Genomic DNA, 25,269 nt, shown 5'->3' with positions numbered 1-25,269 from the left:
AATAGCCCTTACTTTTCAGCAAGGGCTTTGTCTTAATACTAAAATCTTAATACTAATATCTGTAATATTCAGGTTTAAAAGGACCTTGAACATCAACTCCAATGTAAGCCGCTTGGTCATCTCTCAATGTTTCCAATTCAACTCCCAATTTAGCCAAGTGCAAAGCAGCAACTTTTTCATCTAAATGTTTTGGAAGCATATACACTTCATTTTTGTAAGAAGCGCTGTTTTTCCATAATTCAATTTGAGCCAAAGTTTGGTTTGTAAAGGAGTTACTCATTACAAAACTCGGGTGTCCAGTAGCACAACCAAGGTTCACCAAACGACCTTCAGCTAAAATAATGATGTCGTTTCCAGCAATCGTATATTTATCAACCTGTGGTTTGATTTCAACTTTTGAAGCGCCGTGGTTTTTGTTCAACCAAGCCATATCGATTTCATTATCAAAGTGACCGATATTACAAACAACAGTCTTATCTTTCATTTTCTCAAAGTGAGAACCTAGAACGATGTCTTTGTTTCCAGTAGTCGTGATAATAATATCAGCGTTAGCAATAACAGTGTCTAATTTTTTAACCTCAAATCCATCCATTGCAGCTTGCAAAGCACAAATCGGGTCAATTTCAGTAACTGTTACAATAGATCCAGCACCTCTAAAAGAAGCGGCAGTTCCTTTTCCAACGTCACCATATCCACAAACGATAACTCTTTTTCCAGCCAACATCAAGTCAGTTGCACGACGAACCGCATCAACAGCTGATTCTTTACAACCGTATTTGTTGTCAAATTTCGATTTAGTAACCGAGTCGTTCACATTGATAGCAGGCATTACCAAAGTACCATTTTTCATTCTTTCATACAATCTGTGAACCCCAGTAGTAGTTTCTTCAGAAAGACCTTTGATGCCAGGAACCAACTCAGGGAAACGATCAAAAACCATGTTGGTCAAATCTCCACCATCATCCAAAATCATGTTCAACGGTTTTCTGTCTTCACCAAAGAACAAAGTTTGCTCGATACACCAGTCAAAAGATTCCTCATCAAGACCTTTCCAAGCATAAACCTGGATTCCAGCAGCGGCAATTGCAGCGGCAGCCTGATCTTGTGTTGAGAAAATATTACAAGAAGACCAAGTAACTTCAGCTCCAAGAGCAATCAAAGTCTCAATCAAAACTGCAGTTTGAATCGTCATGTGAAGACAACCTGCAATTCTAGCACCTTTCAACGGTTGCTCATCTTTATATTCTGCTCTTAAAGCCATCAAACCTGGCATTTCAGCTTCCGCCAATTCAATTTCTTTTCTTCCCCAAGCCGCAAGCGAAATATCTTTCACTTTATAGGCAACAAAAGGCAAAGTTTGTGTACTCATCTATTTTATATTTGTATTAGCTAAAAAATTTTTGCAAATTTACGGAATTACTTTTTATTAAAACAGTCATAAATCAATATTTAATGTTTGTTTAATAGCCGTAATCTTTTGAATTTGAAGCTAATCCTGCTTTTCATTGCAATCTTTTTTGTCAATGGCTTTTTTTGCAAGCCACAAAAGGAGCTTCCGTTGGTCGCTCTTTTGCAGCGGCAAAAAATAGCCATTGACAAAAAAGGATTTCCATTTCAATCAGGGCTAGGCCCATAGTAATCAGAATCAAGTTCAAATTTTCAAACACAAACTCAAATCATAAAATGCCTTTACACGAAACAAAAATACACGAAGAAAATACGAAGATTTATATCTGGAAGATAACCGAAACTTTCGAGGACCTTTTCGATCAAGTTTTGCTGAACGACACCAATCTAATCAGACTCAACAATATGAAATCTGAACTTCATCAAAGAGGATTTCTAAGTGTGAGGATGTTGCTTCAATCGGCCGGCTATTCGGATAATGATTTGTATTATGATGAATTTGGAAAGCCACATCTTGCAGACGGAAAGCACATTTCGATCACACATTCTTTTGGTTTTTCGGCCATCATAATTAGTAATCAAAATACTGGAATCGACATTGAGATGCAAAGGGAAAAAATTACGCTAATTGCAGATAAATTCATCGATACAGAATTTGATTTTCTGGAGAAAGAAGCAGCTGATTATATTCGAAAACTCACCGTAATCTGGGGTGTCAAGGAATCGATCTTTAAAATCCAAAACGAAGTAGGAATCAGTTTCAAGGACCATATTTCGGTCTTTCCATTTGAATTGGAAGATAAAAAAACAAGTGCCCTTTTGACTTTTGCCAATTTGAATAAGGAGTTTAAAATCCATTTTATGGAAATTGAAGATTTTACTTTGGTATATGCTTTTGAAAAAAATTAGGATGAAAAATATCTATTCAGAAATTTTAGAAGCCAAGTCGCAAAAGAGGAAATTACTCGCCATTTTGCTAGATCCCGATAAAATCATCTGGCAAGCAATGAATGATCTGATCCTAAAAATCAATCAATCGCCAGCTACTCATATTTTTATCGGCGGAAGCCTTGTTTTTTCTGATAAAATAGATGAATTGATTCTCAAGATAAAAGAAAAATGTGATCTTCCTGTTGTATTGTTTCCTGGAAATCCTACTCAAATTTCAAATAAAGCCGACGGTATCTTGTTCTTATCATTAATATCAGGAAGAAATCCGGATTATCTGATAGAGCATCAAGTAAAGGCAGTTCCTATCTTAAAAAGAACAAATTTAGAAATCATTTCAACGGGCTATATTTTAATCGAAGGAGGCAATGAAACCGCTGTTTCAAAAGTCAGTCAAACAAAACCAATTTCACGTGTTCGTTTTCAAGAAGTGCTTCATACGGCACAAGCCGGGGAAATGCTGGGCAATAAATTGATCTATCTCGAAGCCGGAAGTGGAGCCCATCTCTCTGTTCCATCAGAAATAATCGAATTGGTTTCTAAAAACATCGAAATTCCATTGATTGTTGGAGGCGGAATCAAATCTCAAAATGAAATTCAAAAAGCTTATACTTTTGGAGCCGATTTGGTGGTTATTGGAACCGCTTTCGAAAATGATAACAATTTTTTTAATAACCATTAAAGGCAATTACCAATATTAGTTGTAGTTTTCCGCTCCCTAAACCTAAAATCACCCAATGATTGAATTTTTTCTTGAAGCTTATAAAAACAAATCGACTCTTGACATAACATTAGAAGCAATTGTGTTTTTCTTCGGAATCATAAGTGTTTATTACGCCAAAAAAGAAAATATCTTGGTTTATCCTACCGGAATAATTGCAACAGTTCTGACGGTTTATTTACTCTACAAAGCTGGATATTTTGCCGATATGACCATTAATTTCTATTTTTCAATCATGAGCATTTACGGTTGGGTCAATTGGTCCAGAAAAAAAGAAGGAAAACCCGTGATTCATATATCCAGAACTACTACTCGTGAAAAAGTCATTGGAGTTGTGTTGTTTTTCCTTACTATTGTAGTTACCTATGTAGTCTATCATCTTTTTGGTCAAGAAATTCAGCCCGAAAATTATATCGATATTTTCACTTCGGGACTGTTTTTTACCGGAATGTGGTATATGGCAATGAAGAAAATCGAGAATTGGACTTTGTGGATCATTGGCGATTTAATAACAATTCCACTTTACGGATATAGGGGATTAGGAATCTTGTCGGTTCAATATATAATATTTACAATTCTGGCAATTTTAGCGTATTTAGAATGGAGGAAAATTTTAAACAACAACCAACAAATATCATAAAGATTGCAATGTTTGGACCAGAAAGTACTGGCAAAACAACATTGGCAAAACAACTTGCAGACCACTTTCAGACAGTTTGGGCTCCAGAATTTGCACGCGACTATTTGCAGGAAAAATGGAATATTTCCCAAAAAGTATGTGAGCCCGAAGATTTGCTTCCCATTGCAATTGGACAAGTCAAATTAGAAAATGATTCGTTGCAAAAGGCAAACAAATATCTTTTTTGCGATACTAACTTGATGGTAACCAAAGTATTTTCGGAGCTGTATTATAATTTCTGCGACCCTATTTTAGAGAAAGCAGCAACAAAGCATAAATACGATTTATTTTTTCTAACAGATATTGATGTCCCATGGACAAAAGATGACTTGAGAGACAAGCCTTCGGACAGAGAAAAAACTTTCGAGACATTTAAAAAAACTTTAATAGAAAACAAAAAGCCTTTTGTAGTCATTTCAGGAACACCAGAAGAACGTTTCAATAAAGGGCTGAAGATACTTTCTGATTTAGAAAAGGCAAAAAACATTGGACTTTCCTCCTCGGATTTTGTCAAGATATACGAATACGGGGTGAATCCTGATACTATATTAAAGCATCTTGCTATTTTCAAGAAAGGAATGCCCAAAACAATTTTGGATCGAGCGGCGGTTATTGGCGATGGAATTGCGAAATTGTCCGAAACGGATTTTAAGCTATTTGAAAGTTTATTTGATTCTGAAAAAGACAAATTAAAACTCAAAAAATTTGTTCCAGCATCTGGAGCGGCAAGTAGAATGTTTAAATTTCTATCTGAATTTCTCAATGATTTCAAAGTCAATGAGGAATCTATAAATGCCTACATAAATAGAACAAAGGACAACGCTCTGACTGTTTTTTTGGCAGGACTGGAAAAATATCCTTTTTATGAAGAAATTGACGACGCTCTTAAAAGGAATTATTCCAATTACCATTATTGGAACAAAGATCTAAAGGATTACTATTTTATAAAGACATTGTTGTCGCCTAAATATCTAAATTTTGCAGGCAAGCCAAAAGGAATTCTGCCTTTTCATAAATATGATGATGGCTACATTACAACTCCCGTTGAAGAGCATTTAAAGGAATGTGCGTTTTATTCAAGTTCAAATAATACTGCCTTTTTACATTTTACAATTTCCGAGGAACATCAAATTGATTTTGAAAAAATTATTGGTGAGGTAAAGGAGAAAATAGAAAGGCAATCGGGAATAAAGATTACTATTAAGTTTTCCTATCAAAACAAAGCGACCGATACGATTGCTGTGGATGTAAACAATGAACCGTTTAGGGATCAAAATGGCGAACTCGTTTTTCGTCCTGGAGGTCACGGAGCTTTGATAGACAATCTTAATAATCTTGATGCAGATATTGTTTTCATTAAAAACATTGACAATGTCATTCAAAATCATATCGAAGAAATTGCTTTATATAAAAAAGCTTTGGCAGGTGTTTTAATAGCGCTACAACAGCAAATTTTCAGTTATTCGAATAAATTAGATTCTGATACAATAACTGAAGATGACATCGAAGAAATTGTTTCTTTCGTGAAGAATAAACTCAATAACGGCATTGTTTCCGATTTTGAAAAATATACTTTAGGAAATAAAATCAGCTACATAAAGGAAATCCTAAACCGTCCGATTCGTGTTTGCGGAATGGTAAAGAATGAAGGCGAACCGGGAGGAGGGCCGTTCTGGATCAAACACAATAACGGACATGTGTCTTTGCAAATCGTAGAATCATCACAAGTGGATCTCAACAATGCAGAACAGCTTGCCATTTCAAAAACCGCAACACATTTCAATCCTGTTGATTTGATTTGTGGTATAAAAAACTACAAAGGAGAAAAATTCGATTTGACTCAATTTGTAGACCATAACAGTGGGTTTATTGTTGAAAAGAATAAAGACGGTCGTGCCTTGAAGGCCTATGAGTTGCCAGGCTTATGGAATGGAGCAATGGCAAAGTGGATTACCATTTTTGTTCAGGTTCCTTTGATTACCTTTAATCCCGTAAAAACAGTAAACGATTTATTAAAACCAGCCCATCAGCCACAATAATTTTGGATAAGGAAAAAATCATATCAGAGTTAAAATTCAAGGCCGTTCGAAGCAGTGGTGCTGGTGGTCAGAACGTGAATAAAGTTTCTTCGAAAGTGATTTTATCTTTTGATTTGAATAACTCCGATTCGCTTTCTGAAGAAGAAAAAGCACTTCTTGAAAGCAAACTTTCTTCAAGACTAACAAACGAAGGAATTCTTATTTTGAATTGTGATGAAGACAGGAGCCAACTTAAAAACAAGGAAATCGTCACGAAAAGATTCTTACAGATAATTACCCAAGGACTTATCATTCCAAAAATTAGAAAGGCAACCAAAATTCCAAAATCGGTTATCAGAAAAAGATTGAAGGATAAAAAGAACAATTCAGAAGTTAAGCAGAATAGGAAAAGACCAGATTTTTAATATTAAGATGGGAGTATTAAGTATCAAGACAAAATAATCTTAATACTTAATACTTCCATCTTAATACTTTTGCTATATTTGCCCCGTCTCAAAGGGGTGCTCAAAATAACGAGCTGAGATTATACCCAAAGAACCTGGGCGGGTAATGCTGCCAAGGGAAAAAACGACAACTTTCTTGGAGTGCACACCAAGAAAATGCCGTAGAACAATCAATTTAATTTTAACAACAGAATAATTACCCCTTTTATTCGTAATTTTTTACGAATGAAAACTTTATTCAAATTACCGAACCTTCAAGGTTCACAGCGAAAGAAGATTTTATTTTCTTCTTTACTTTTTTCTTCAATCTGCTCTTTTTCGCAGGAAACTCCAAAAGACAGTACAAAAGTGAACCAACTTGATGAAGTTTTGGTTTCCGCCGTCAGGGTTACAGATAAAACTCCCGTAACGTTCAGCAACATTTCTAAAGAAGAACTTCAAAAGAGAAATCTGGGTCAGGATATTCCAATTTTGCTGAATTTTCTGCCTTCTGTGGTTACAACTTCCGATGCTGGAAATGGTTTCGGCTATTCAGGAATCCGTGTTCGTGGTAGTGATGCAAGCCGTGTCAACGTGACCATAAACGGAATCCCATACAATGATGCTGAAAGTCAGGGAACTTTTTGGGTCAACATGCCCGATTTTGCTTCCTCTGTCGAAAGTATCCAGTTGCAACGCGGTGTCGGGACTTCCACCAATGGAGCTGGTGCTTTCGGAGCGAGTTTAAATCTTTTAACGGATGCAACTTCAAAAGAATCTTCTGCAGAAATTTCAAATTCTTTCGGAAGTTTCAATTCAAGAAAGCACACCGTGAAATTCGGAACCGGATTGATGAATGACCATTTTGAAGTGGCCGGTCGTGTTTCGAACATTCAATCGGATGGTTATATCGACAGGGCTTCATCCAACTTGAGATCCTATTTTCTACAAGGAACTTATGCCAGCGAAAACACGTTGATAAAGGCATTGGTTTTTGGAGGAAAGGAAAAAACTTACCAATCATGGAATGGTTTGGAAGACCCAGAAAAACTCATAAACGACAGGACTTACAACACGGCTGGAGAATATGTTGACGATAATGGTGTGACACGTTTCTACGACAATGAAACCGACAATTACGACCAAGACCATTACCAATTGCATTGGAACCAGAAATGGAATTCCAATTGGAGTACAAATCTTGCCTTTCATTATACAATCGGAAAAGGTTTTTATGAAAATTATAAAGCAGGCGAAGATGTTTCAGATTACGCTCTGGAACCACAAAACATTGATGGTGTGCTGGTTGATCAAACCGATTTGATCCGACAAAAATGGCTCGACAATGATTTCTATGGAACTACTTTTTCTACCAATTATAAGAATGAAAAACTAGATTTCATTATGGGTGGAGGTTATAATAAATATGAAGGGAAGCATTTTGGAAACGTACTTTGGACCAGAAGCATCATCTTGCCGGAATACAATTTCAAATACTACGATGATTTTTCAACCAAAACAGATTTCAATGTTTTTGCTAAAGCGAATTATCAAATCACCGAAAAATTCAGCCTTTTTGGAGATTTGCAATATAGAAATGTAAACTATACAGCCAATGGAAATGATACAGGACTGGTGGACGATAGTTTTGATTTCTTCAATCCAAAAGCAGGTTTGACTTATGCGATTAATAATAAAAACGATCTTTATTTTTCCTATGCAAGAGCCAATCGCGAACCAAACCGAAACGATTACGAAGGAGGGAATCCGAGACCAGAGAAGATGAACGATTTTGAATTGGGCTGGAGATACAATACACCGAAGGCAAGATTGAACATCAACGGATATTACATGCAATACAAAGATCAGTTGGTTTTAACCGGTGAGTTAAACGATGTTGGAGCGCCAATTCGTGAAAACAGTGGAGATAGCTATAGATTAGGTTTAGAGATTGACGCCGCTTTGTATCTTTCAGAAAAATGGATTCTTCGTCCGAATATGACTTTAAGTGCAAACAAAAACAAAGACTTTGTCTTTCAAAGGGATGGTGTCTTGCAAAATCTTGGCGATACAAATATTGCCTTTTCACCAAATGTAATTGTTGGAAATGCTATTACCTTCTTGCCAATAAAAAATCTTCAAGTTTCGTTGTTGAGCAAATTTGTTGGCGAACAATATATGGGAAATATCGATTCTAATGCGTCCAAATTAGACAGTTATGCTACGAGTGATTTGAGTATTTCGCATGAAATCAAAACCAATTCTGTTTTCAAATCAATCATTTTTTCCGGACTTGTGAATAATATTTTTGATTATCAATATGAAAGCAATGGATACTTTTATACTTATGACGATAGTTGGAGTAGTCCAGGACAAGTTAGCACTATTGAAGGAGCAGGATACTATCCTCAAGCAGGAATTAATTTCTTGGCCGGCTTGACTTTGAAATTTTAATAGTTTGATTTAGTTTTTTTAAATCCTGATGGCTTTGCTGTCAGGATTTTTTAGTTTGAAATCCTAATCAAATTCGTGCCTATGACTTCAACCCGATACGGTTTCATGGTGTAGTCTCCACTTCCGTCGATACTCACTCCTGTAAATAGGCTGTATTCGATATCATCACAAGGACATTTTGCATTCACCCCATTTATGACCATTTGAGTGCAAGAAGAAGTATATTGATTCGGACAATGAGCATCCCAAGCCCTGTAATCGGTTTCCGAAATTTTCATTACAATTAATCTCGGACTTGGGCCACTATCTGGAATAGCAATCGGATTTACAGCCGATCTCAATCCGCTGTAAAGTGGCAGATTAGCATCAATCGTAATCGAGAAATTATAGTTTGGTATGTAAGGATTTACATTTCGAATCCTGTCGCTTGAACAGCCTAATATCAGGAAAAGTATAGAAAAAAGAAACACGAATTTTTTCATTTGTAAAATTTTTGAGAATTTTAGTCCAAACAAATTTAAATTATTTAACTTTGATTGATATATGATTAACATATAATTATAGACTAAAACAAAAAATACTATCTTTGTGGAAAGAAATCCCGTCCTGATGGGATTTTTTCTATTTATATAAATGAGGAAATTATGAGTAACGTATCGTATTATACAGCAGAAGGGTTAAAAAAACTGAAAGAAGAATTAGATCATTTAAAGAGTGTGATGCGTCCAAAAGCATCCGCCGATATTGCAGAAGCAAGAGATAAAGGCGACTTGTCTGAAAATGCAGAATATGATGCTGCAAAGGAAGCACAAGGAATGTTGGAAATGCGAATTGCAAAGCTAGAAGAGGTTTATTCTAATGCAAGACTGATTGACGAAAGCCATTTGGACTTGACTAAAGTTCTGGTTTTGTCGAATGTAAAAATCAAAAATCAATCCAACGGAATGGAAATGAAATATACGTTAGTTGCCGAAAGTGAAGCCGATTTAAAAACAGGAAAAATATCCGTAACTTCTCCAATTGGAAAAGGTTTGCTGGGCAAATCTGTTGGAGAAATTGCAGAAATTACGGTTCCAAACGGTGTTTTGAAATTCGAAATTTTAGAAATATCCAGAGATTAAGTTTCACTTTCAGGATGAAGATTCTAAAATTATTAAACTCTTAAACATAAAAAATGAGTTCTATTTTCACCAAAATAATCAACGGAGAAATTCCAGCCTATAAAATTACCGAAGACGAGAATTTCTTGGCTTTCTTGGATGTAAATCCAAATGCTAAAGGACACACGCTTTGCATCCCGAAACAGGAAATCAACAAGATTTTTGATCTTGACGAAGATTTATATTTAGGGCTGATGGCTTTTTCCAGAAAAGTAGCCATTGCTTTAGAGAAAACCGTTCCTTGCAAAAGAGTAGGAATGGCAGTTGTCGGTCTTGAAGTGCCTCACACTCACGTTCATTTGATTCCGTTGAATGAAATGGATGAAATGCGTTTTGTGAATAAAGTGAAGTTAGAAAAAGAGGAATTTGAGGTATTGGCTTTGGCGATAAAAAATAATTTGTAAGATTTTAAATTTTATTATAAGTAAAGGGGGTAGCGAAAGTTGCTCCTTTTTTTTGCTATTGGTGGTGCTTTTATAGGTCAATTTACAACTAAATAATACACTTTCATAATCCTCTCAACATATTTATTTATCTTTAGAAACCTAAAATTTTTTCAAATTGATAGTAATGAAAATAGTTCCTATTCACATACACTTAATTATAATGTTGTTGTTTTGTTTGTTTTCGGCTCAAGCCCAAAATAGGGAGGATTGCAAGAATTTAATTCAAAGCGGGATGCAGGATAGAGAAAAACTAGATTATTCTACTGCTATTGAAAAACTAACCAAAGCCGAAAAACTTGCCGACCAAAACCAATGGAAAAAAGAGCATTTTTTGTCTCTTAATAATTTAGGTTTAACCTATTTTAGAATGATGGATTATGGAACGGCAGTTACTTTTTTTTTAAAAGCCTATGAGCTTGCAATACAGGAAAATGATGTGGCAAAAGAAATGACAGTTCTCAATAATATCGGAATTGTTTATATGAAAGAAGAAAAAAATGAGCAGGCAAAAGAATATTTTTTGAAATCATTGCAAATAGCTACCGATAACGGATATGAAATCAAAAGGGGATATTATGCCACAAATTTAGCCGTTCTCTATGAAACGATGCAAGACTATAAAGTATCAAAAGAATATGTAAGCTTGGCAATTTCGAAACTCGATCCCCAGTCTAGGGAAATCTTAACGGCACGTGTTGTAGAGAGTACTCTGTTGTTAAAAGAAGGAAAGCCTGAAAAAGTTATTGAAAACTGTAAAGAATATAGTGCTTTAGCCAAGAAAAATAATTTTATTGAAGAAGAAATTGGTCTTTCATTGGTGCTTTCAAAAGCCTATTATTCGGTTCGAGATTGGGAACAAGCCATAACAACAGCCGAAGAAGCATTGAAATTTGCTAACAATGAATTCAAAGTTGAGCTCTTTGGAGAAATAGCAAAGGCAGCCATACGATTTGAGATGCCCAAAAAAGCATTAGCGGCAAAAGACAGTATCATAGAGCTAACCAACACAATAAACAAAAACAAAAACAAAGAATTATTAGAAAACACTACTTTACGATTTGAACTATCAGAATCAAAACACGAATTACAGTTTAGCAAAACAATTTCTGAAAATAAAAATAAGTTGTATGGTTTGGTCACGCTTCTTCTTTTATTGCTATTAATAGTTGTGATTACGGTATTTTATAAGAAAAATAAATTTGCCCTTCAAAAGAAAAAAATTGCCGAAAACGAACTTCGAATTAAGGATTTAGAATTGGAACAGGCTCTAAACAATAGTAAATTTCTGGCGAAAGAATTAGAAGAAAAAGAACTAAAAACACTTTTGGAAAAAGAACAGCGAAAAGAAAAAGTGCAGCTGCTTCAAAGAGAAATACAGCAAAAAAACAAACAACTTTCAGATAAAATCCTTTTTCAGTCAACAAGAAATGAATTGATAGAAGAAATTATTCAGACCATAAGTTCAGATGTAGCAATTGCTGAGAACAAAACCTTAACCACTTTTATTCGTAATTTAAAAAACCATTTGAAGGAAGATACCAAGTGGGAAGAGTTTTTTTCTCATTTTGAAAACGTAAACAATGAATTTATTCAAGCTTTATATAGAGAACATCCGAACCTAAATGCTAACGAAGTGCGGTTTCTTTCTTTCGTTTATCTTCATTTAACTTCAAAAGAAATAGCCGCTTTATTACATATAAATCCTAGTAGTTGTAGAAAAAGAAAAGAGCGTATCGTTCAAAAATTAGGATTGGATGCGGAAACAAATCTCCTTGAATATTTATCCCACATCACCATAAGTCACAACATGTCACGCTGAAAGTCGCAAGTTGTCGTCAGCTGATTTTGAGTTTTTTAAATTAATGTTATTATTTAGCAAAAAATATTTAATAACTCAAAAAAAACTAATACTTTATGAAGATTGAAACTTTACACATTTTATTATTGTCATTTTTAGGTATAACCCTAATGAATGCCCAAACACCAATTCTTGAAGGCGAGCTTATGCTTTGTCCAGAACAAGAAGGAACTTTGGAAGTAGTTAATCAGGCTTATGATAGCTATCAATGGTATTTTAACTATTGGTTTATAAGTGATGAATATGAACCCATTGAAGGAGCCATAAACTCTTATTTTAGTTATACTTATGAAACTTATGGTGGTGCAAGCTTGAAAGTAGTGGCTACCTTCGAGGGAGAAACATACGAATCTGAACCCGTTTCTATTAATGGATACATGTTTATGTCTATGTTTGTAATTCATCACGAAAGCGAAGGAGTTGTTTTTAATGATGAAACTTTTTCTTTTGAAATTTGCGAAGGAGCTCAATTTGTTAACGAAATCAACAGTCCTCCTTATTCGGAAAATATTCAATGGTTTAAAGATGGATCTGCTATTCCTGGTGCAAACGAATCTACTTATGCCATAACTGCTCCAGGAGAATATTATGCGTCTGCGGCAACAGAGGTTTGTCCGGATTATTTTAATTCAACAATGCCAATTCTGGTTCAATGGAGCAACGAATGTGATGATCTTGGTTTTGATAATGCTGAAAAAGAAAGTGTTTCCATATTTCCAAATCCAACAAGTAATGATGTATGGGTAAAATTAGGTCAGGGAAATAGCTTTAAAGAGTATACCGTTTTTGATATGACTGGAAAGTTACTAAAAGAAGGAAGTCTGAATCAGATTGAAAATGTAATTTCTTTGAACGAACTCTCAAGCGGTATTTACAACCTAGTAGTATCTGGCGATAACATAAGTAAAGGTCAAAAAATAATCAAGAATTAAACAGTTTTATATTTGAAAAGAAGGGAGTTGCGAAAGTTACTCCTTTTTTGTTTCAAAATATTTTTAATCCTAATCCAATTTCTTAAAGCTAACCTGAATGCAAGTCCCCTTTCCAACTTCCGAAGATAAAACCCTGATTTTTCCGCTGTGGTATTCCTCGACTATTCTTTTTGTTAGCGAAAGCCCCAATCCCCAGCCTCTTTTTTTAGTGGTAAATCCAGGTTCGAAAATTTGCCTAAACTGATTTTTCGGAATTCCTTTTCCAGTATCGGAAACCCGAATTTTAACGAATCGAGCATCTTCGAGAATTACAACATCTAGTTTGCCTCTTCCTTTCATAGCATCGATGGCATTTTTAACCAAATTTTCAATGGTCCAACTATGCAAAGCAGAATTCAAATTGATGTCTATTGGATAGGTTGGAGCATTAAAGGAAAATTCAACCTGTTTTGAAAATCTGGATTTTAAATAATCGATTGATTCTTCGGTTTCCTTGATGATATTTACCTTTTCCAAGATTGGTTCCGAACCGATTTTCGAGAAACGGTCGGTTATGGTTTGCAGTCGGACGATGTCTTTTTCGATTTCCGAAACCGTGGTTTCATCCACATTATCGGCTTTCATGATTTCGAGCCAGCCAATTAGGGAAGACAGTGGAGTTCCTATTTGATGAGCAGTTTCCTTTGCCATTCCGGCCCAAAGCTTATTTTGGGTCGCCATTTTTGTGCTTTTGTAGAAATTATAAACCAATCCGCCGAAAAGAACTATAATTGAAACCAAAGCCAAAGGATAATACTTCAGCTTGTTTAAAAGATCGGAGTTTCCGTAATAGACATATTGCAATTCGCCAGGCAAATATTCAATTATAATTGGGGTGTTTTGGTTTTGAAACTTCTTGAAAAAAGCCTTGGCTTTTATAGAATCGTTGACAATTTCGTCGGGAATATTCCGCATTCCCATGATGTTGCCTTTCTGATCCGTAAGCACGATGGGAATGGTGGTGTTCTTGTCCATTATTTCGCGTGGCAACTCTATATCGTCGTTTTCTAAATTGGCTTTGTTGATGGTGTTGTAGGAAGAAGCCCAGATTTCCATTTTTTGCTGTTCTTCCTTTTTGAAGATTTGAAAAAACGAATAGGTGTTCCAAAGAATCATGAGGATGATGAGAAACGATATGGCAATTATGATCCAGCGGGTTGTATTTCTTCTGTCGGAGAATTGCATGCTAAAATTTTAGAATTATAAATATAATAGATTATTTTTGATTTGAAGACAAAATAGTTTTAATCAGTAGATTTATAATAACGTTAATAAAATTTATATGTTATGAAAGCTAAAATATTAGTGATAACTTTTTTAATGATATGTATGAGTTGTATAGAACATCATACATCAATTGACGATTCTGTCCATATTGATGTAACAATTGCAAGTTTAGATTCCATATGTTCATTTTCAATGCCTTCTAATAAAACTTTATTTGTTATGATTCAAAAAAGAGATGAAGTTGCAAAAGTTTACAGTTATAATTTGAACAAAAAAGAAAAAGATAGTACTGAAAAGCTCATCACAACAGTTTATGATTTAGAATGTAAAAAAAATTCTGAAGGGCTTACAAGAAAAGATGATTTTTGTATCATTTTACAAAATTCTGAAAATTCTGAAAAACAATATTATCTTAATTGCAAGAATCAAATACCAATAGCGAGTCTTCGAAATTATTTATTTGAAATTTATCATAATAGTAAAAAACATTTGGTCTTTCAATCTGCTAGTGAATTGGTTTTACCTCCGCCACCACCTCTTCCAGAAATTTCTTTAGATAGCGTGAAGTTTTTTAAGAACGATAAATAGTATAGTACTTTTCACTTCACTATTTTTGTATAAAATTACATTCAAATGATTAGCATCGAACCAAAAGAGGTTTCGCCAGTAAAATTGCAGGGTTATTTGCAGAGTTCTGTTGGGCCAAGGCCTATAGCGTTTGCAAGTACGGTTGATAAGGATGGGAACCCAAATTTGTCGCCTTTTAGTTTTTTTAATGTGTTTAGTACGAATCCGCCGATTTTGATTTTTTCGCCTTCGCGAAGGGTTCGGGACAATACGGTGAAGCATACTTTGCTGAATGCCGAAGCAACGCGCGAAGTGGTGATTAATGTGGTGAATTTTGACATTGTGCAACAGGCTTCGTTGTCGAGCACGGAATATGCAGATGGCGTGAATGAATTTCTGAAATCGGGTTTGACACAAGTTCCGTCGGATCTTGTAAAGCCGTATCGTGTGGCGGAATCTCCGGTTCAATTTGAGTGCAAGGTAAACGAAATTATCAGTCTTGGAAATGAAGGTGGAGCCGGAAATTTGATCATTTGCGAAGTTTTAAAGATGCACATCAGCGAAGAAATTTTGGATGATAGTGGAGCAATTGACCAATATAAGATTGATTTGGTGTCGAGAATGGGTGGAAATTGGTATTCGAGAGCCAATAGAGGTTTGTTTGAAGTGCCAAAACCATTGACAACACTTGGAATTGGAGTAGATAGGATTCCAAATTTCATTAGAGAAAGTCCTGTTTTTGACGGAAATGATTTAGGAATGTTGGGAAATGTAGAATCTTTGCCAACGAGCGAAGAAATTGATATATTTGTAAAAGAGAATTTTGCCGTGAAAGGTGTTTTGAGTTCTGCAGATGAAGAAAACGTGCACCAAAAAGCAAAGGAATATTTGGAACAACAAGACGCGATTTCGGCTTGGAAAGTTTTATTAGCAAAAAGAGTATAATTAGGTTTGTATACGCCACAAGCCACAAAATCAAATAGATATGGAAGTTACAGGAAAAGTAAAAGTAATTAATGCAGAACAACAAGTTAGTGCTACATTTAGAAAAAGAGAATTGGTTGTCACGACCGAAGAGCAATATCCACAACACATTATGATTGAGTTTACTCAAGATAAATGTGATTTGCTGAACAGCTACAAACAAGGAGAAGCTGTAAAGGTTTCAATCAATTTGAGAGGTAGAGAATGGGTGAATCCACAAGGAGAGACAAAATATTTCAACAGTATTCAAGGTTGGAGAATCGAAAGATTAGCTAGTGAAGCTCCAGTGCAAACAGCTCCAATTCCAACGGCAGAAGCTTTTGAACCAGCATCTAATTTTAAAGAAGAAGATCACGACGATTTGCCTTTCTAATAAAATTATAAATCACAAATTATAAATTCCAAATAAGTTTCAATTTTTCAAATCTTAATTTTCAAAACCATTGTTGTTGTTTGAAAATTTTTGAATTTGATTTTTGAAGTTTATTTGGAATTTGTTTTTTTAATATTGGAATTTAACCACATGTATTTCGTAACAAAATCATTATTCTTTCCGCCAGTTGAGGAAGCCGACGAAGATGGAATTCTTGCCGTTGGAGGAGATTTGTCGCCTGAACGTTTGCTTTTGGCCTACAGAAGTGGCATTTTTCCTTGGTTTGATGAAGATGAACCTATTTTGTGGTGGTCGCCTGAATATAGAATGGTGGTTTTTCCGGAGGAATTTGTGGTTTCAAAAAGTATGCGGAATATTCTGAATCGGAATATATTCAAGATTACATTTAACCAAAATTTCAAGGAAGTAATTTCCAATTGCAGTTCCATCAAACGAAACGGACAAAACGGAACCTGGATTTCTAATGATATGATTGAAGCCTATTGCAAATTGCACGAAATGGGTTTTGCAAAATCAATCGAGGTTTGGCAGGATGAAGTTTTGGTTGGCGGTTTGTATGGAATTGATTTGGGTGATGTTTTTTGTGGGGAAAGCATGTTTTCTAAAGTTTCAAATGCTTCAAAGGCTGCTTTTGTCTCTTTGGTAAAAAGATTAAAAGAAGAAAACTACAAGCTTTTGGATTGCCAAGTATATAATGACCATCTGGAAAGTTTGGGAGCTCGCGAAATCTATCGGGATGATTTTATGAAAATTATTGAACGTCAATAACGATTTAGAGTTTGTTTTCTTCGGCTAAATATTTTTTGATCAAGTGATGTCCCAAATAAATTAGTGGCGTCAAAGCGATCGCTGTTCCTAATTTAAAGGTGTATCCTGTTAATGCGGAAGATATAAATGTTTCAGAATTTATTTTTCCGGGAAGCCAAAAGGCAATTCCCAAGACAATAAACGAATCAAAGAGTTGCGAAATAACGGTTGAACCTGTAGTTCGAAGCCAAATCATCTTGTCGCCTGTTTTCTTTTTAAAGAAGGAAAAAACGGTTACATCTATCAATTGCGAAACCAAAAAGGCAATTATACTTCCCACAATGATCCACATGCTTTGTCCGAAAACAGCGGTAAACTGCTCGTCGTTTACGGGACTAATTCCTTTTGCAGCAGGAATGCTGATTGCCAGAAATAGGATTGCAAATGAATAAGTAATCAAGCAAGCCGTTATATAGGAAAGCTTTTTCACACCTTTTTTCCCGAAATATTCATTAATCAAATCGGTTGTGATGAAAACAATTGGCCAAGGCAAAATGCCGATGCTCATTACAAATGGACCAATCTGGATGAGTTTTCCTCCAATTAATTCGGCTGTTACGGCATTGGTAATGAAAATCCCAGCTAGAATTATAAATACTAAATCTTTCTTTGATTTGAACATATAAAGTTTTTGGCAGTCAAATTTAGTACTTTATCTTTTTTTAGAGAGGAGAACAATCGTTAAATAAAATAGCATTTCTGAAAACCATACTTCTAAAATATCAAGTATTTTTTTCTGCAGTTTTTTCGATTCATCGCTCACATTCTGCCAATGTATTTTGCTTGTTTTATCTTGCTTTTAGCTGGACATTCAAGCAATAAAAAACCTCAAGCTGTGAAAGAATGAGGTTTTGTAGTTTTATTGTCTCTTAAGAACAGTGACATAAGTTTGGGTCATTCCTTCTGAAGTATCAACGAATCTAACTTTAAGTGTTGTTTCATTTAGTGTTAAAATTTCTCCTTCTTCAGCGTCTTGCTCTCCATAAGCTGTCGTTATTGTCACCCCGTTTTGTGCCCATGTTCCAGAGTCATTATCGCTGGTGCAACCTGAAGCTCCATTAGAATACCAAACGTCATCAAAAGTTCCATTCGATTTAAATTCTATATAATCTTTGTTGCAACCTGTCGTGTGATCATATGTTTCTAAAAATTCAACACCTTCAATTACATCTCCTGTTTGAGAATACTCCCATTTTCCAATAATTGATGCTGTATTTGTTCCGTTATCGTCGCTACCGCATGAACTGAATGTTAATGCAACAAAAGCTACTAATAGAATGCTAATCTTTTTCATTTGTTTGTTTTTAAATTTTAAGTTTGCAAATATAGAACAATATTACAAATAGAAAATATATTGTGATTAAATTTTTTAACAAAAAAAAGCGTCCAAAAGAGGACGCTTGAAATTTATGCTTATTCTAAAATGATATTAACCTAAAGCAACTCTTTTGAAACCTGTAATTTCAACATTGAATCCTTTAACATAATCGCCAACTTTTTTGCTGTCGTCTTTGATGAAGTTTTGATCCAATAAAGCTTTCTCTTGGTCTAAAGTAGTATTGTCAGAGATGAAACGTTGAATTTTCCCTGGAATAATTTTATCCCAAATTTGTTCTGGTTTACCTTCCGCTTTCAATTCCGCTTTAGCATCTTCTTCAGCTTGTTTTAAAACTTCTTCAGTTAATTGAGAGAAAGAAATATATTTAGGAACGTTTTTCAATGTTTTTCCTAAACGTTTTGCCTCTTCATTGTCTTTTTCGATTACTGCAATACGAGCGGCAAGTTCAGATTCTACAAAAGCAGGATCAAAATCTTTGTAAGATAATGTGTCAGCTCCCATAGAAGCAACTTGCATAGAAACATCTTTAGTTAGTGTTTCAGCGTTTTCAACTGGTGCAGAAATAGCTGTTAATGCAGCAATTTTGTTAACGTGAACATAAGATCCAACGAAAGCACCTTCTAAAATTTCAAAACCACCGATTTCAATTTTTTCACCGATAACACCAGTTTGCTCAATTAATTTTTCAGCAACAGTAATTCCGTTGAAATCTGAAGCTAAGAAATCTTCTTTAGAAGAGAAGTTGATTGCTTTTTCAACCAATTCTTTAGCTAAAGTTACGAAAGATTCGTTTTTACCAACGAAATCTGTTTCACAGTTCAAGGTAATGATTGCTCCTTTAGTTTTGTCAGCATTAACAAAAGAAACAGCAGCCCCTTCAGAAGACTCACGGTCAGAACGGTTTGCAGCAACTTTTTGTCCTTTTTCTCTAAGGTTTTGTATAGCTTTATCGAAATCTCCATCAGCTTCAACTAAAGCTTTTTTACAGTCCATCATTCCGGCACCTGTAAGTTGTCTTAATTTATTTACGTCTGCAGCAGTAATTGTTGCCATTTTGTTTTTTATTTTAAGATTAAATTTAATGTAAAAAAAGAAATTCCAAGGATAAAATCCCAAATTCCAACTTTATTAAATCATCAACATTAGTTTAGATTTTTTGGAATTTGGAATTTTATTTTTGGAATTTTAATATTATTTATTCTTCAGTTGCAGGAGTTGCAGTTTCTACAGCTTCTGTTGGAGCGGCAGCGGCAACTTCTTCACCAGCTGGTTGTTCTGTTTCTTTATCAGATGTTCTGTTTGAAAGACCATCGATAACAGCAGCAGTTACTAAAGATAAAATCTTATCGATTGATTTAGAAGCGTCATCATTTGCAGGGATTACATAATCAACCTCTCTTGGGTCAGAATTTGTATCCACCATTGCGAAAACTGGAATGTTTAATTTTTGAGCTTCTTTAATTGCGATGTGTTCAGCTTTAATATCTACTACGAACAATGCTGCAGGAAGTCTTGACATATCAGCGATAGAACCTAAGTTCTTCTCTAATTTTGCACGAAGACGATCAACCTGTAAACGTTCTTTTTTAGATAAAGTCATGAAAGTACCGTCTTTCTTCATTCTATCAATAGAAGCCATTTTCTTAACAGCTTTACGGATAGTTACAAAGTTAGTCAACATTCCACCTGGCCATCTTTCAGTGATGTAAGGCATGTTTGCTGCAGCTGCTTTTTCAGCTACGATATCTTTTGCTTGTTTTTTGGTAGCTACGAATAAAATTTTTCTACCTGATGCAGCGATTTTCTTCAAAGCTTCGTTAGCCTCTTCGATTTTAGCTGCAGTTTTATATAGATTGATAATGTGGATTCCATTACGTTCCATATAGATGTAAGGAGCCATGTTTGGATCCCATTTTCTAGTCATGTGTCCGAAGTGAACACCTGCTTCTAGTAATTCTTTAACTTCTACTTTGTTTGCCATTTTAATAATAGTTTACGTTCTGTTGAATTAGCAATGTCCCGTTTTGGATGTAATGATTTAAAAATTCAAAGATTTAAAATTAATATGTAATCTTTTAATTATTCAATCTTTTAATCGTTTAATCCCGGTTTCATTTAGATGCTAAACTAATTTCCTGCCTCGACAGGAACAACAATTTTGTTTTTAAATAATAAATGAACGAGGTCTTGCCCCATTTGAACAAGACGGTAATATTAACGTTTAGAGAACTGGAATCTCTTACGAGCTTTCTTCTGACCGAATTTCTTACGTTCAACCATTCTTGGATCTCTTGTCAATAAACCTTCTGGTTTCAAGATGGCTCTGTTTCCTTCGCCAACTTCACACATTGCTCTTGCCAAAGCCATTCTCACAGCTTCTGCTTGACCTGTTGAACCACCTCCATAAACGTTTACTTTAACGTCAAAGTTAGTTGCATTTTCTGTCATAGACATTGGTTGCATAACTTTGTACTGTAAAGTAGCAGTTGGGAAATAAGTTGCAAATTCTTTTTTGTTTACAGTGATTTTTCCTGTTCCTTCCGAAACATAAACACGTGCAACAGCGGTTTTTCTTCTACCGATTTTGTGAATAACTCCCATTACTTAAGATCGTTTAGGTTAACAGTTTTAGGTTTTTGAGCCCCTTGTTTGTGCTCTGAACCTACAACAACATTTAAATTTCTGAAAAGTTCTGCTCCTAATTTGTTTTTAGGTAACATTCCTTTTACAGCTTTTTCTACCAATGTAGCAGGGTTTTTCGCCTGTAATACTTTAGCAGTCAAAGTTCTTTGTCCTCCTGGGTAACCTGTGTGACGCATGTAAATTTTGTCGTCCATTTTAGTACCTGTAAGGTTGATTTTCTCTGAGTTGATAACAATTACGTTATCTCCGCAGTCCACGTGTGGTGTGTAACTTGGTTTGTACTTACCTCTCAAAATCATTGCGACTTTTGAAGCAAGACGTCCTAAGTTGTGACCTTCAGCATCAACAACGATCCACTCTTTTGTAACAGTGGCTTTGCTTGCTGATTGTGTCTTGTAGCTTAATGCGTCCATAATAAATTTTTAATTAAACATTCCATTCCCAATAAAGGGAGTGCAAAAGTACAATTATTTATTTATTATACAAACTGCTGTAAAAGATTATTTTACGAGTTTTGTTTTAAGGGTTTACTTTTTTAGAAATTAAGCTGATACAAGCTAAATAATCGCTCGTGAAGTATGAATTTTGGTGTAAAAATACAGTAACCTTTTTTCTCATAACAACATTTATATGGTTTGTTTTCTTATTTTTACACTTCAATTGATGTATTATGAAAGAAAAAGCGACACTAAAACAAATTGCTAAGGAACTTGGAGTATCGGTATCTACGGTTTCTAAAGCACTAAACGACAGCCCCGAAATTAGTGAGCCTACAAAAATCAAGATTCAGGAGTTTGCAAAGCTCAAGAATTATAAACCGAATATTACGGCTCTTAACTTGAAAAACAGGAAGACGAAAACAATTGGTGTGATCATACCTAATATATTGAATTCGTTTTTTGCAAAAGTTTTTACGGGTATTGAGAAAGTGGCCGATGAAAAAGGTTATCATGTGATTACTTGTATTTCGAATGAATCGCTTGAAAAGGAAATTCATACGTTGCAGATGTTGAGCAACGGAACCATTGATGGTTTTATCCTGTCGATTTCTGAAGAGTCTCAAAAGGAGAATTATTTTCAACATTTTACAGAAATCATCAACGACGGAACTCCAATTGTGATGTTTGACAGGATAACGGATGAAGTTTCGTGCGACAAGGTGATTGTGGATGATTTTGATTCGGCTATTGATGCAACCCAGCACCTTATTAATATAGGTTGCAAAAAAATTGCGTTGTTTTCTACGATTGATAATTTGAGCGTTGGGAAATTGAGGGCCAAAGGATATATCAAAGCTTTACAGCATAATGATATAGAGGTTGATAAGGATTTGATTATCCTGACGGATTCTGTTGAGGATTTTGACATCAAGGTGGCGGCTTTGTTTGAAAAGCATAAGTTTGATGGAATCTTCGCTTTGGACGAGCCTACTTCTGTAGCCGGAATCAAATTGGGCTTGAAGCACGGTTATAAGATACCTGAGAATCTATCGATAATTGGGTTTGCCGATGGTGTTTGGTCAAAAAGGTTAACGCCAAGCCTCTCTACCGTTAGCCAGCATGGTCCAGAAATTGGAGAAGCGGCTGCCAAATTGCTTATCGACAAGCTTGAAAGCAAGGAGGAGGAAGAGTATGGATTTAAAACTACAGTTGTAAAAACCGAATTAAGACAACGGGAATCTACAAGAAAACTCTAACAGTTTTTAAATAAGTTTTGAAAGGTTGCGCGAAATAATTTAAAATTTCACGCAACCTTTTTTATTTCCGTGCATCTGCTTAATGATATGTTAAAATTAATATATTTGCTTTAAGATATTTAATAATTATGATAAAAAACTACATTCTGTTTATTTCCTTTTTGTTTTTCCAATCAGCCTTTTCTCAAGAAGCATTGAATGTTTTTGATGTTGCCCGAAGGGGAACATTAGATCAGGCAAAAGCATTGTATAAACAAGATCCTAAAATTTTCAATACGGTTAACGATGCCGGATATTCTCCTTTGATATTAGCTTGCTACCGAGGCAATAACGAGGTGGCCAAATTTCTTATTGAAACGGGAAGCGACGTTAATGGAACCAGCAGTATGGGAACACCATTGATGGCGGCGATCGTAAAAGGAAATTCAGAAATTTCGGAATTACTTATTAATAAGAAGGCAGACGTTAATATTGCAGATGCAAATGGTACTACAGCCCTAATGTATGCAATTCAATTTAAGAATGCTCCTCTAACGAAACTTCTCCTTGATAATAAAGCAGATAAAACCAAATTAGACAAAACAGGGAAAACGGCTTTTGAATATGCTGTTTTTTCGAACAATCAAGAAATCATTAACCTTTTAAAATAAAACAACTATGAAAAAAACTACTCTTTTATTAATGACATTGATCTCTTTGGCTGGTTTTGCACAGACAAAATCAACGGGAGAGATAACGTTATCCTCCAATTTAAAAGCTACATTGGAATTGAACAATACAACTACAACCGCAAAGCTTACAATGGTTGGGCCAAACGATAGATGGTTTGGATTGCAGTTTGGATCGTTTGCTAATGGACAAGGAATGGCTCTTGGACAGGATGTTGTGTACTGGAACAATACTACTTTGGTAGATGCGGTGCAGCAAGGGGTAGGTGAGGTTCCTGAAGTCGATACTAACAACTGGACATTGAGTTCTAGTACCAATAATTCACCTTCAGCAGGTTTGAGAACAATTGTTTTTACAAGACCATTTAGTACTGGAGATGGCAATAATGATTATACTTTTAATTATGCAGATACTTCTATAGATTTTGCATGGGCTAGAAGATCTAATGCGAGTTTTGTAATAGGAACCCATGGAACAAACTGGGGTTATTCTATAAATGTTCCTTTTACGGTTCTAGGTGTTGAAGATTTTTCTTTGAATGCTTCGGCGGTTTACCCGAATCCTTCTAAGGGGAATTTTACAGTGAAGTCTAAGACTACGTTGGATAAGATCAATATTTATACCCAAACAGGGGCTTTTGTAAAGACTGTTGAAGTTAACGCTGGCGCTACGGAAGTGGAAGTGAATGCCGAAGGATTATCGCAAGGTGTTTATTTGGTAGAGCTTCAGAATGCATCTGAGAAATCATGGAAAAAGATTATAATTAATTAGATAGTAATTATAAGTTGAAAGAAGAGGGTCGGTTTTATAGCCGACCCTTTTTATTTTCCGGGGATTCTAATCATTAATGCTCTACTTTTTATTCGGATCAAAACCATACATAAAATTATTCAAATGCCCTCCTGAACTTTCAAGACCTACAATGTCCATCAGTTCTTCAAAATAGAGGCATACTCTTTCCCTATCTGCTGTGTCAAGCTCAAGATACAATTCAGCAAAACGGTCAAGTCCGTTTTTAATAGCATCTTGATATTCTTTATCAGTTGCATGTCCTTTACTTGCAAGTTTTTTGAAGTCGTCAGTTGCAATGTTGATTTTTTCAGTCAATATTGGTTTTAATGATGTGTTGCCTATTCCAGGATAAAATAGTTTGTCGTCTTTTATGAGTTTTTCTTTGTTTTTAAACTCTTCAAATTTTGTCATTACTTTTTCGTGCGTTTTGATTTGTCCATGCCCATATGATGTGAAAAGAAGTAAAGCTAGTCCGAAAATTATGTGGGTTAATTGCTTCATAGGTTTTTTTGTTCTTTTATTTGTTTTAGGGTGGGTATGGGAATAATATTTATGACATCAAATCCATCTATCATTTACACCTGAAACAGATATTTTGAAATCCAGGCCAGCTTGATCACGTAAATATTCAATAATTTTTAAGAAACCTGTTTTGGATGCAAAAGGAGAAATATAGACTTCTTCAATCAAAGTTCCCAAATTCACAGGTATTCTATGAGTATCCTCTGGTAAATTTTTACCTTCTGGAAGTTGATGGATGCATCTCACTTCTGACTCAAACTCATAGTAATTATGTTTTACAAGAAATGAATAGAAAAAATTCCCAGTCATATATGTTGGTTTTTCGTCATTATAATAAGATACTTCACCAATATAAATATTTTGTTCCGCTTCATTAAAACTATTCACAAGTCTTTCATAATTAATTCAAGTTGCTAGTTTCTATCCTATAAAAAACAAAGCAGAGGTTTAGTAAATTTGTTTTGCGAACCAATAAACCTCACCAATGCTTTGTAAAGACAAAATTATATCAATTTTTTGTTTAA

General features: G+C 34.9%; 28 protein-coding genes. 17 read left to right on the top strand and 11 right to left on the bottom strand.

The annotated features are described in order from the left end of the window. Window positions 1–52: 52 nt before the first annotated feature. Window positions 53–1,369 carry an adenosylhomocysteinase gene (gene ahcY / locus J2X31_RS14395; protein ID WP_310027588.1) on the bottom strand — a complete coding sequence of 439 codons (1,317 nt, stop codon included), beginning with the start codon at window positions 1,367–1,369 and terminating at the stop codon, window positions 53–55. Between the two features lie 314 nt (window positions 1,370–1,683). Here ahcY and J2X31_RS14390 point away from each other — a divergent pair, with 314 nt between their 5' ends. From J2X31_RS14390 to J2X31_RS14365, 6 genes are all read left to right on the top strand, one after another. Continuing rightward, on the top strand, window positions 1,684–2,316 hold the full coding sequence (locus J2X31_RS14390; RefSeq protein WP_310027587.1) for a 4'-phosphopantetheinyl transferase family protein: 633 nt from the start codon (window positions 1,684–1,686) through the stop codon (window positions 2,314–2,316). A gap of 1 nt (window position 2,317) precedes the next feature. Further along, window positions 2,318–3,037, top strand: a complete 720-nt coding sequence (locus tag J2X31_RS14385) for a phosphoglycerol geranylgeranyltransferase (protein WP_310027586.1) — start codon at window positions 2,318–2,320, stop codon at window positions 3,035–3,037. A gap of 55 nt (window positions 3,038–3,092) precedes the next feature. Next, window positions 3,093–3,716 (top strand): nicotinamide riboside transporter PnuC, encoded by a 624-nt coding sequence (gene pnuC, locus J2X31_RS14380; RefSeq protein ID WP_310027585.1) that lies wholly within the window; start codon window positions 3,093–3,095, stop codon window positions 3,714–3,716. A gap of 8 nt (window positions 3,717–3,724) precedes the next feature. Then, entirely contained in the window at window positions 3,725–5,794 is a 2,070-nt protein-coding gene (locus J2X31_RS14375) for a DUF4301 family protein (protein WP_310027584.1), read from the top strand. Between the two features lie 2 nt (window positions 5,795–5,796). Continuing rightward, entirely contained in the window at window positions 5,797–6,198 is a 402-nt protein-coding gene (gene arfB / locus J2X31_RS14370) for an alternative ribosome rescue aminoacyl-tRNA hydrolase ArfB (RefSeq protein ID WP_310027583.1), read from the top strand. Between the two features lie 264 nt (window positions 6,199–6,462). Then, a complete protein-coding gene (locus J2X31_RS14365) occupies window positions 6,463–8,670 on the top strand; it encodes a TonB-dependent receptor (protein ID WP_310027582.1) in 2,208 nt (735 codons plus the stop codon). Between the two features lie 50 nt (window positions 8,671–8,720). On the opposite strand, the gene J2X31_RS14360 is transcribed toward J2X31_RS14365, so the two are convergent. Next, a complete protein-coding gene (locus J2X31_RS14360) occupies window positions 8,721–9,152 on the bottom strand; it encodes a Rieske (2Fe-2S) protein (RefSeq protein WP_310027580.1) in 432 nt (143 codons plus the stop codon). Between the two features lie 162 nt (window positions 9,153–9,314). Between J2X31_RS14360 and greA the strand changes: the two genes are divergently transcribed. The 4 genes from greA (at window position 9,315) to J2X31_RS14340 (ending at window position 13,066) form a co-directional block, all read left to right on the top strand. Then, window positions 9,315–9,791, top strand: coding sequence for a transcription elongation factor GreA (gene greA, locus J2X31_RS14355; RefSeq protein ID WP_310027579.1), 477 nt, complete (start codon window positions 9,315–9,317; stop codon window positions 9,789–9,791). Between the two features lie 53 nt (window positions 9,792–9,844). After that, entirely contained in the window at window positions 9,845–10,234 is a 390-nt protein-coding gene (locus J2X31_RS14350) for an HIT family protein (RefSeq protein ID WP_310027577.1), read from the top strand. 166 nt (window positions 10,235–10,400) lie between these two features. Then, on the top strand, window positions 10,401–12,095 hold the full coding sequence (locus J2X31_RS14345; protein ID WP_310027576.1) for a tetratricopeptide repeat protein: 1,695 nt from the start codon (window positions 10,401–10,403) through the stop codon (window positions 12,093–12,095). Window positions 12,096–12,190: 95 nt separating this feature from the next. Then, on the top strand, window positions 12,191–13,066 hold the full coding sequence (locus J2X31_RS14340; protein ID WP_310027575.1) for a T9SS type A sorting domain-containing protein: 876 nt from the start codon (window positions 12,191–12,193) through the stop codon (window positions 13,064–13,066). Window positions 13,067–13,135: 69 nt separating this feature from the next. Here J2X31_RS14340 and J2X31_RS14335 read toward each other — a convergent pair whose 3' ends face one another. Further along, entirely contained in the window at window positions 13,136–14,290 is a 1,155-nt protein-coding gene (locus tag J2X31_RS14335; protein ID WP_310027574.1) for a sensor histidine kinase, read from the bottom strand. A gap of 102 nt (window positions 14,291–14,392) precedes the next feature. Between J2X31_RS14335 and J2X31_RS14330 the strand changes: the two genes are divergently transcribed. From J2X31_RS14330 to aat, 4 genes are all read left to right on the top strand, one after another. After that, entirely contained in the window at window positions 14,393–14,920 is a 528-nt protein-coding gene (locus J2X31_RS14330) for a hypothetical protein (protein ID WP_310027573.1), read from the top strand. A 45-nt stretch (window positions 14,921–14,965) separates the two neighbouring features. Beyond that, on the top strand, window positions 14,966–15,844 hold the full coding sequence (locus tag J2X31_RS14325) for a flavin reductase family protein (protein ID WP_310027572.1): 879 nt from the start codon (window positions 14,966–14,968) through the stop codon (window positions 15,842–15,844). Window positions 15,845–15,884: 40 nt separating this feature from the next. Further along, on the top strand, window positions 15,885–16,256 hold the full coding sequence (locus J2X31_RS14320) for a DUF3127 domain-containing protein (RefSeq protein WP_310027571.1): 372 nt from the start codon (window positions 15,885–15,887) through the stop codon (window positions 16,254–16,256). A 150-nt stretch (window positions 16,257–16,406) separates the two neighbouring features. Beyond that, window positions 16,407–17,045 carry a leucyl/phenylalanyl-tRNA--protein transferase gene (gene aat / locus J2X31_RS14315; protein WP_310027569.1) on the top strand — a complete coding sequence of 213 codons (639 nt, stop codon included), beginning with the start codon at window positions 16,407–16,409 and terminating at the stop codon, window positions 17,043–17,045. Window positions 17,046–17,049: 4 nt separating this feature from the next. Here the strand turns inward: aat and J2X31_RS14310 are convergent, their stop codons facing one another. The 6 genes from J2X31_RS14310 to rplM form a co-directional block, all read right to left on the bottom strand. Further along, window positions 17,050–17,706, bottom strand: a complete 657-nt coding sequence (locus J2X31_RS14310; RefSeq protein ID WP_310027567.1) for a queuosine precursor transporter — start codon at window positions 17,704–17,706, stop codon at window positions 17,050–17,052. Between the two features lie 237 nt (window positions 17,707–17,943). Beyond that, window positions 17,944–18,378 carry a lipocalin-like domain-containing protein gene (locus J2X31_RS14305; protein ID WP_310027566.1) on the bottom strand — a complete coding sequence of 145 codons (435 nt, stop codon included), beginning with the start codon at window positions 18,376–18,378 and terminating at the stop codon, window positions 17,944–17,946. 135 nt (window positions 18,379–18,513) lie between these two features. Further along, window positions 18,514–19,476, bottom strand: coding sequence for a translation elongation factor Ts (gene tsf / locus J2X31_RS14300; RefSeq protein WP_310027565.1), 963 nt, complete (start codon window positions 19,474–19,476; stop codon window positions 18,514–18,516). Window positions 19,477–19,618: 142 nt separating this feature from the next. After that, a complete protein-coding gene (gene rpsB, locus J2X31_RS14295; RefSeq protein ID WP_310027563.1) occupies window positions 19,619–20,404 on the bottom strand; it encodes a 30S ribosomal protein S2 in 786 nt (261 codons plus the stop codon). Window positions 20,405–20,637: 233 nt separating this feature from the next. Continuing rightward, entirely contained in the window at window positions 20,638–21,024 is a 387-nt protein-coding gene (rpsI, locus tag J2X31_RS14290; protein ID WP_310027562.1) for a 30S ribosomal protein S9, read from the bottom strand. Continuing rightward, window positions 21,024–21,479 (bottom strand): 50S ribosomal protein L13, encoded by a 456-nt coding sequence (gene rplM / locus J2X31_RS14285; protein WP_310027560.1) that lies wholly within the window; start codon window positions 21,477–21,479, stop codon window positions 21,024–21,026. The genes rpsI and rplM overlap by 1 nt, the downstream gene beginning before the upstream one ends. 257 nt (window positions 21,480–21,736) lie before the next feature. On the opposite strand from rplM, the gene J2X31_RS14280 reads away from it, so the two are divergent. From J2X31_RS14280 to J2X31_RS14270, 3 genes are all read left to right on the top strand, one after another. Continuing rightward, entirely contained in the window at window positions 21,737–22,762 is a 1,026-nt protein-coding gene (locus J2X31_RS14280; RefSeq protein ID WP_310027559.1) for a LacI family DNA-binding transcriptional regulator, read from the top strand. A gap of 128 nt (window positions 22,763–22,890) precedes the next feature. Beyond that, window positions 22,891–23,412 (top strand): ankyrin repeat domain-containing protein, encoded by a 522-nt coding sequence (locus J2X31_RS14275; protein ID WP_310027558.1) that lies wholly within the window; start codon window positions 22,891–22,893, stop codon window positions 23,410–23,412. A gap of 7 nt (window positions 23,413–23,419) precedes the next feature. After that, entirely contained in the window at window positions 23,420–24,202 is a 783-nt protein-coding gene (locus tag J2X31_RS14270; protein ID WP_310027557.1) for a T9SS type A sorting domain-containing protein, read from the top strand. Between the two features lie 81 nt (window positions 24,203–24,283). Here the strand turns inward: J2X31_RS14270 and J2X31_RS14265 are convergent, their stop codons facing one another. Together J2X31_RS14265 and J2X31_RS14260 are read right to left on the bottom strand one after the other, a co-directional pair. Next, window positions 24,284–24,724, bottom strand: coding sequence for a DUF4844 domain-containing protein (locus tag J2X31_RS14265; protein WP_310027556.1), 441 nt, complete (start codon window positions 24,722–24,724; stop codon window positions 24,284–24,286). Window positions 24,725–24,781: 57 nt separating this feature from the next. Next, entirely contained in the window at window positions 24,782–25,132 is a 351-nt protein-coding gene (locus J2X31_RS14260) for a hypothetical protein (protein ID WP_310027555.1), read from the bottom strand. Between the last annotated feature and the right edge of the window lie 137 nt (window positions 25,133–25,269).

This window comes from Flavobacterium arsenatis (assembly GCF_031456785.1).
In the GTDB taxonomy this organism is placed as follows: domain Bacteria; phylum Bacteroidota; class Bacteroidia; order Flavobacteriales; family Flavobacteriaceae; genus Flavobacterium; species Flavobacterium arsenatis.
Note: the sequence above shows the minus strand (reverse complement) of the source record. Positions and strands in the feature narration are given on the sequence as shown.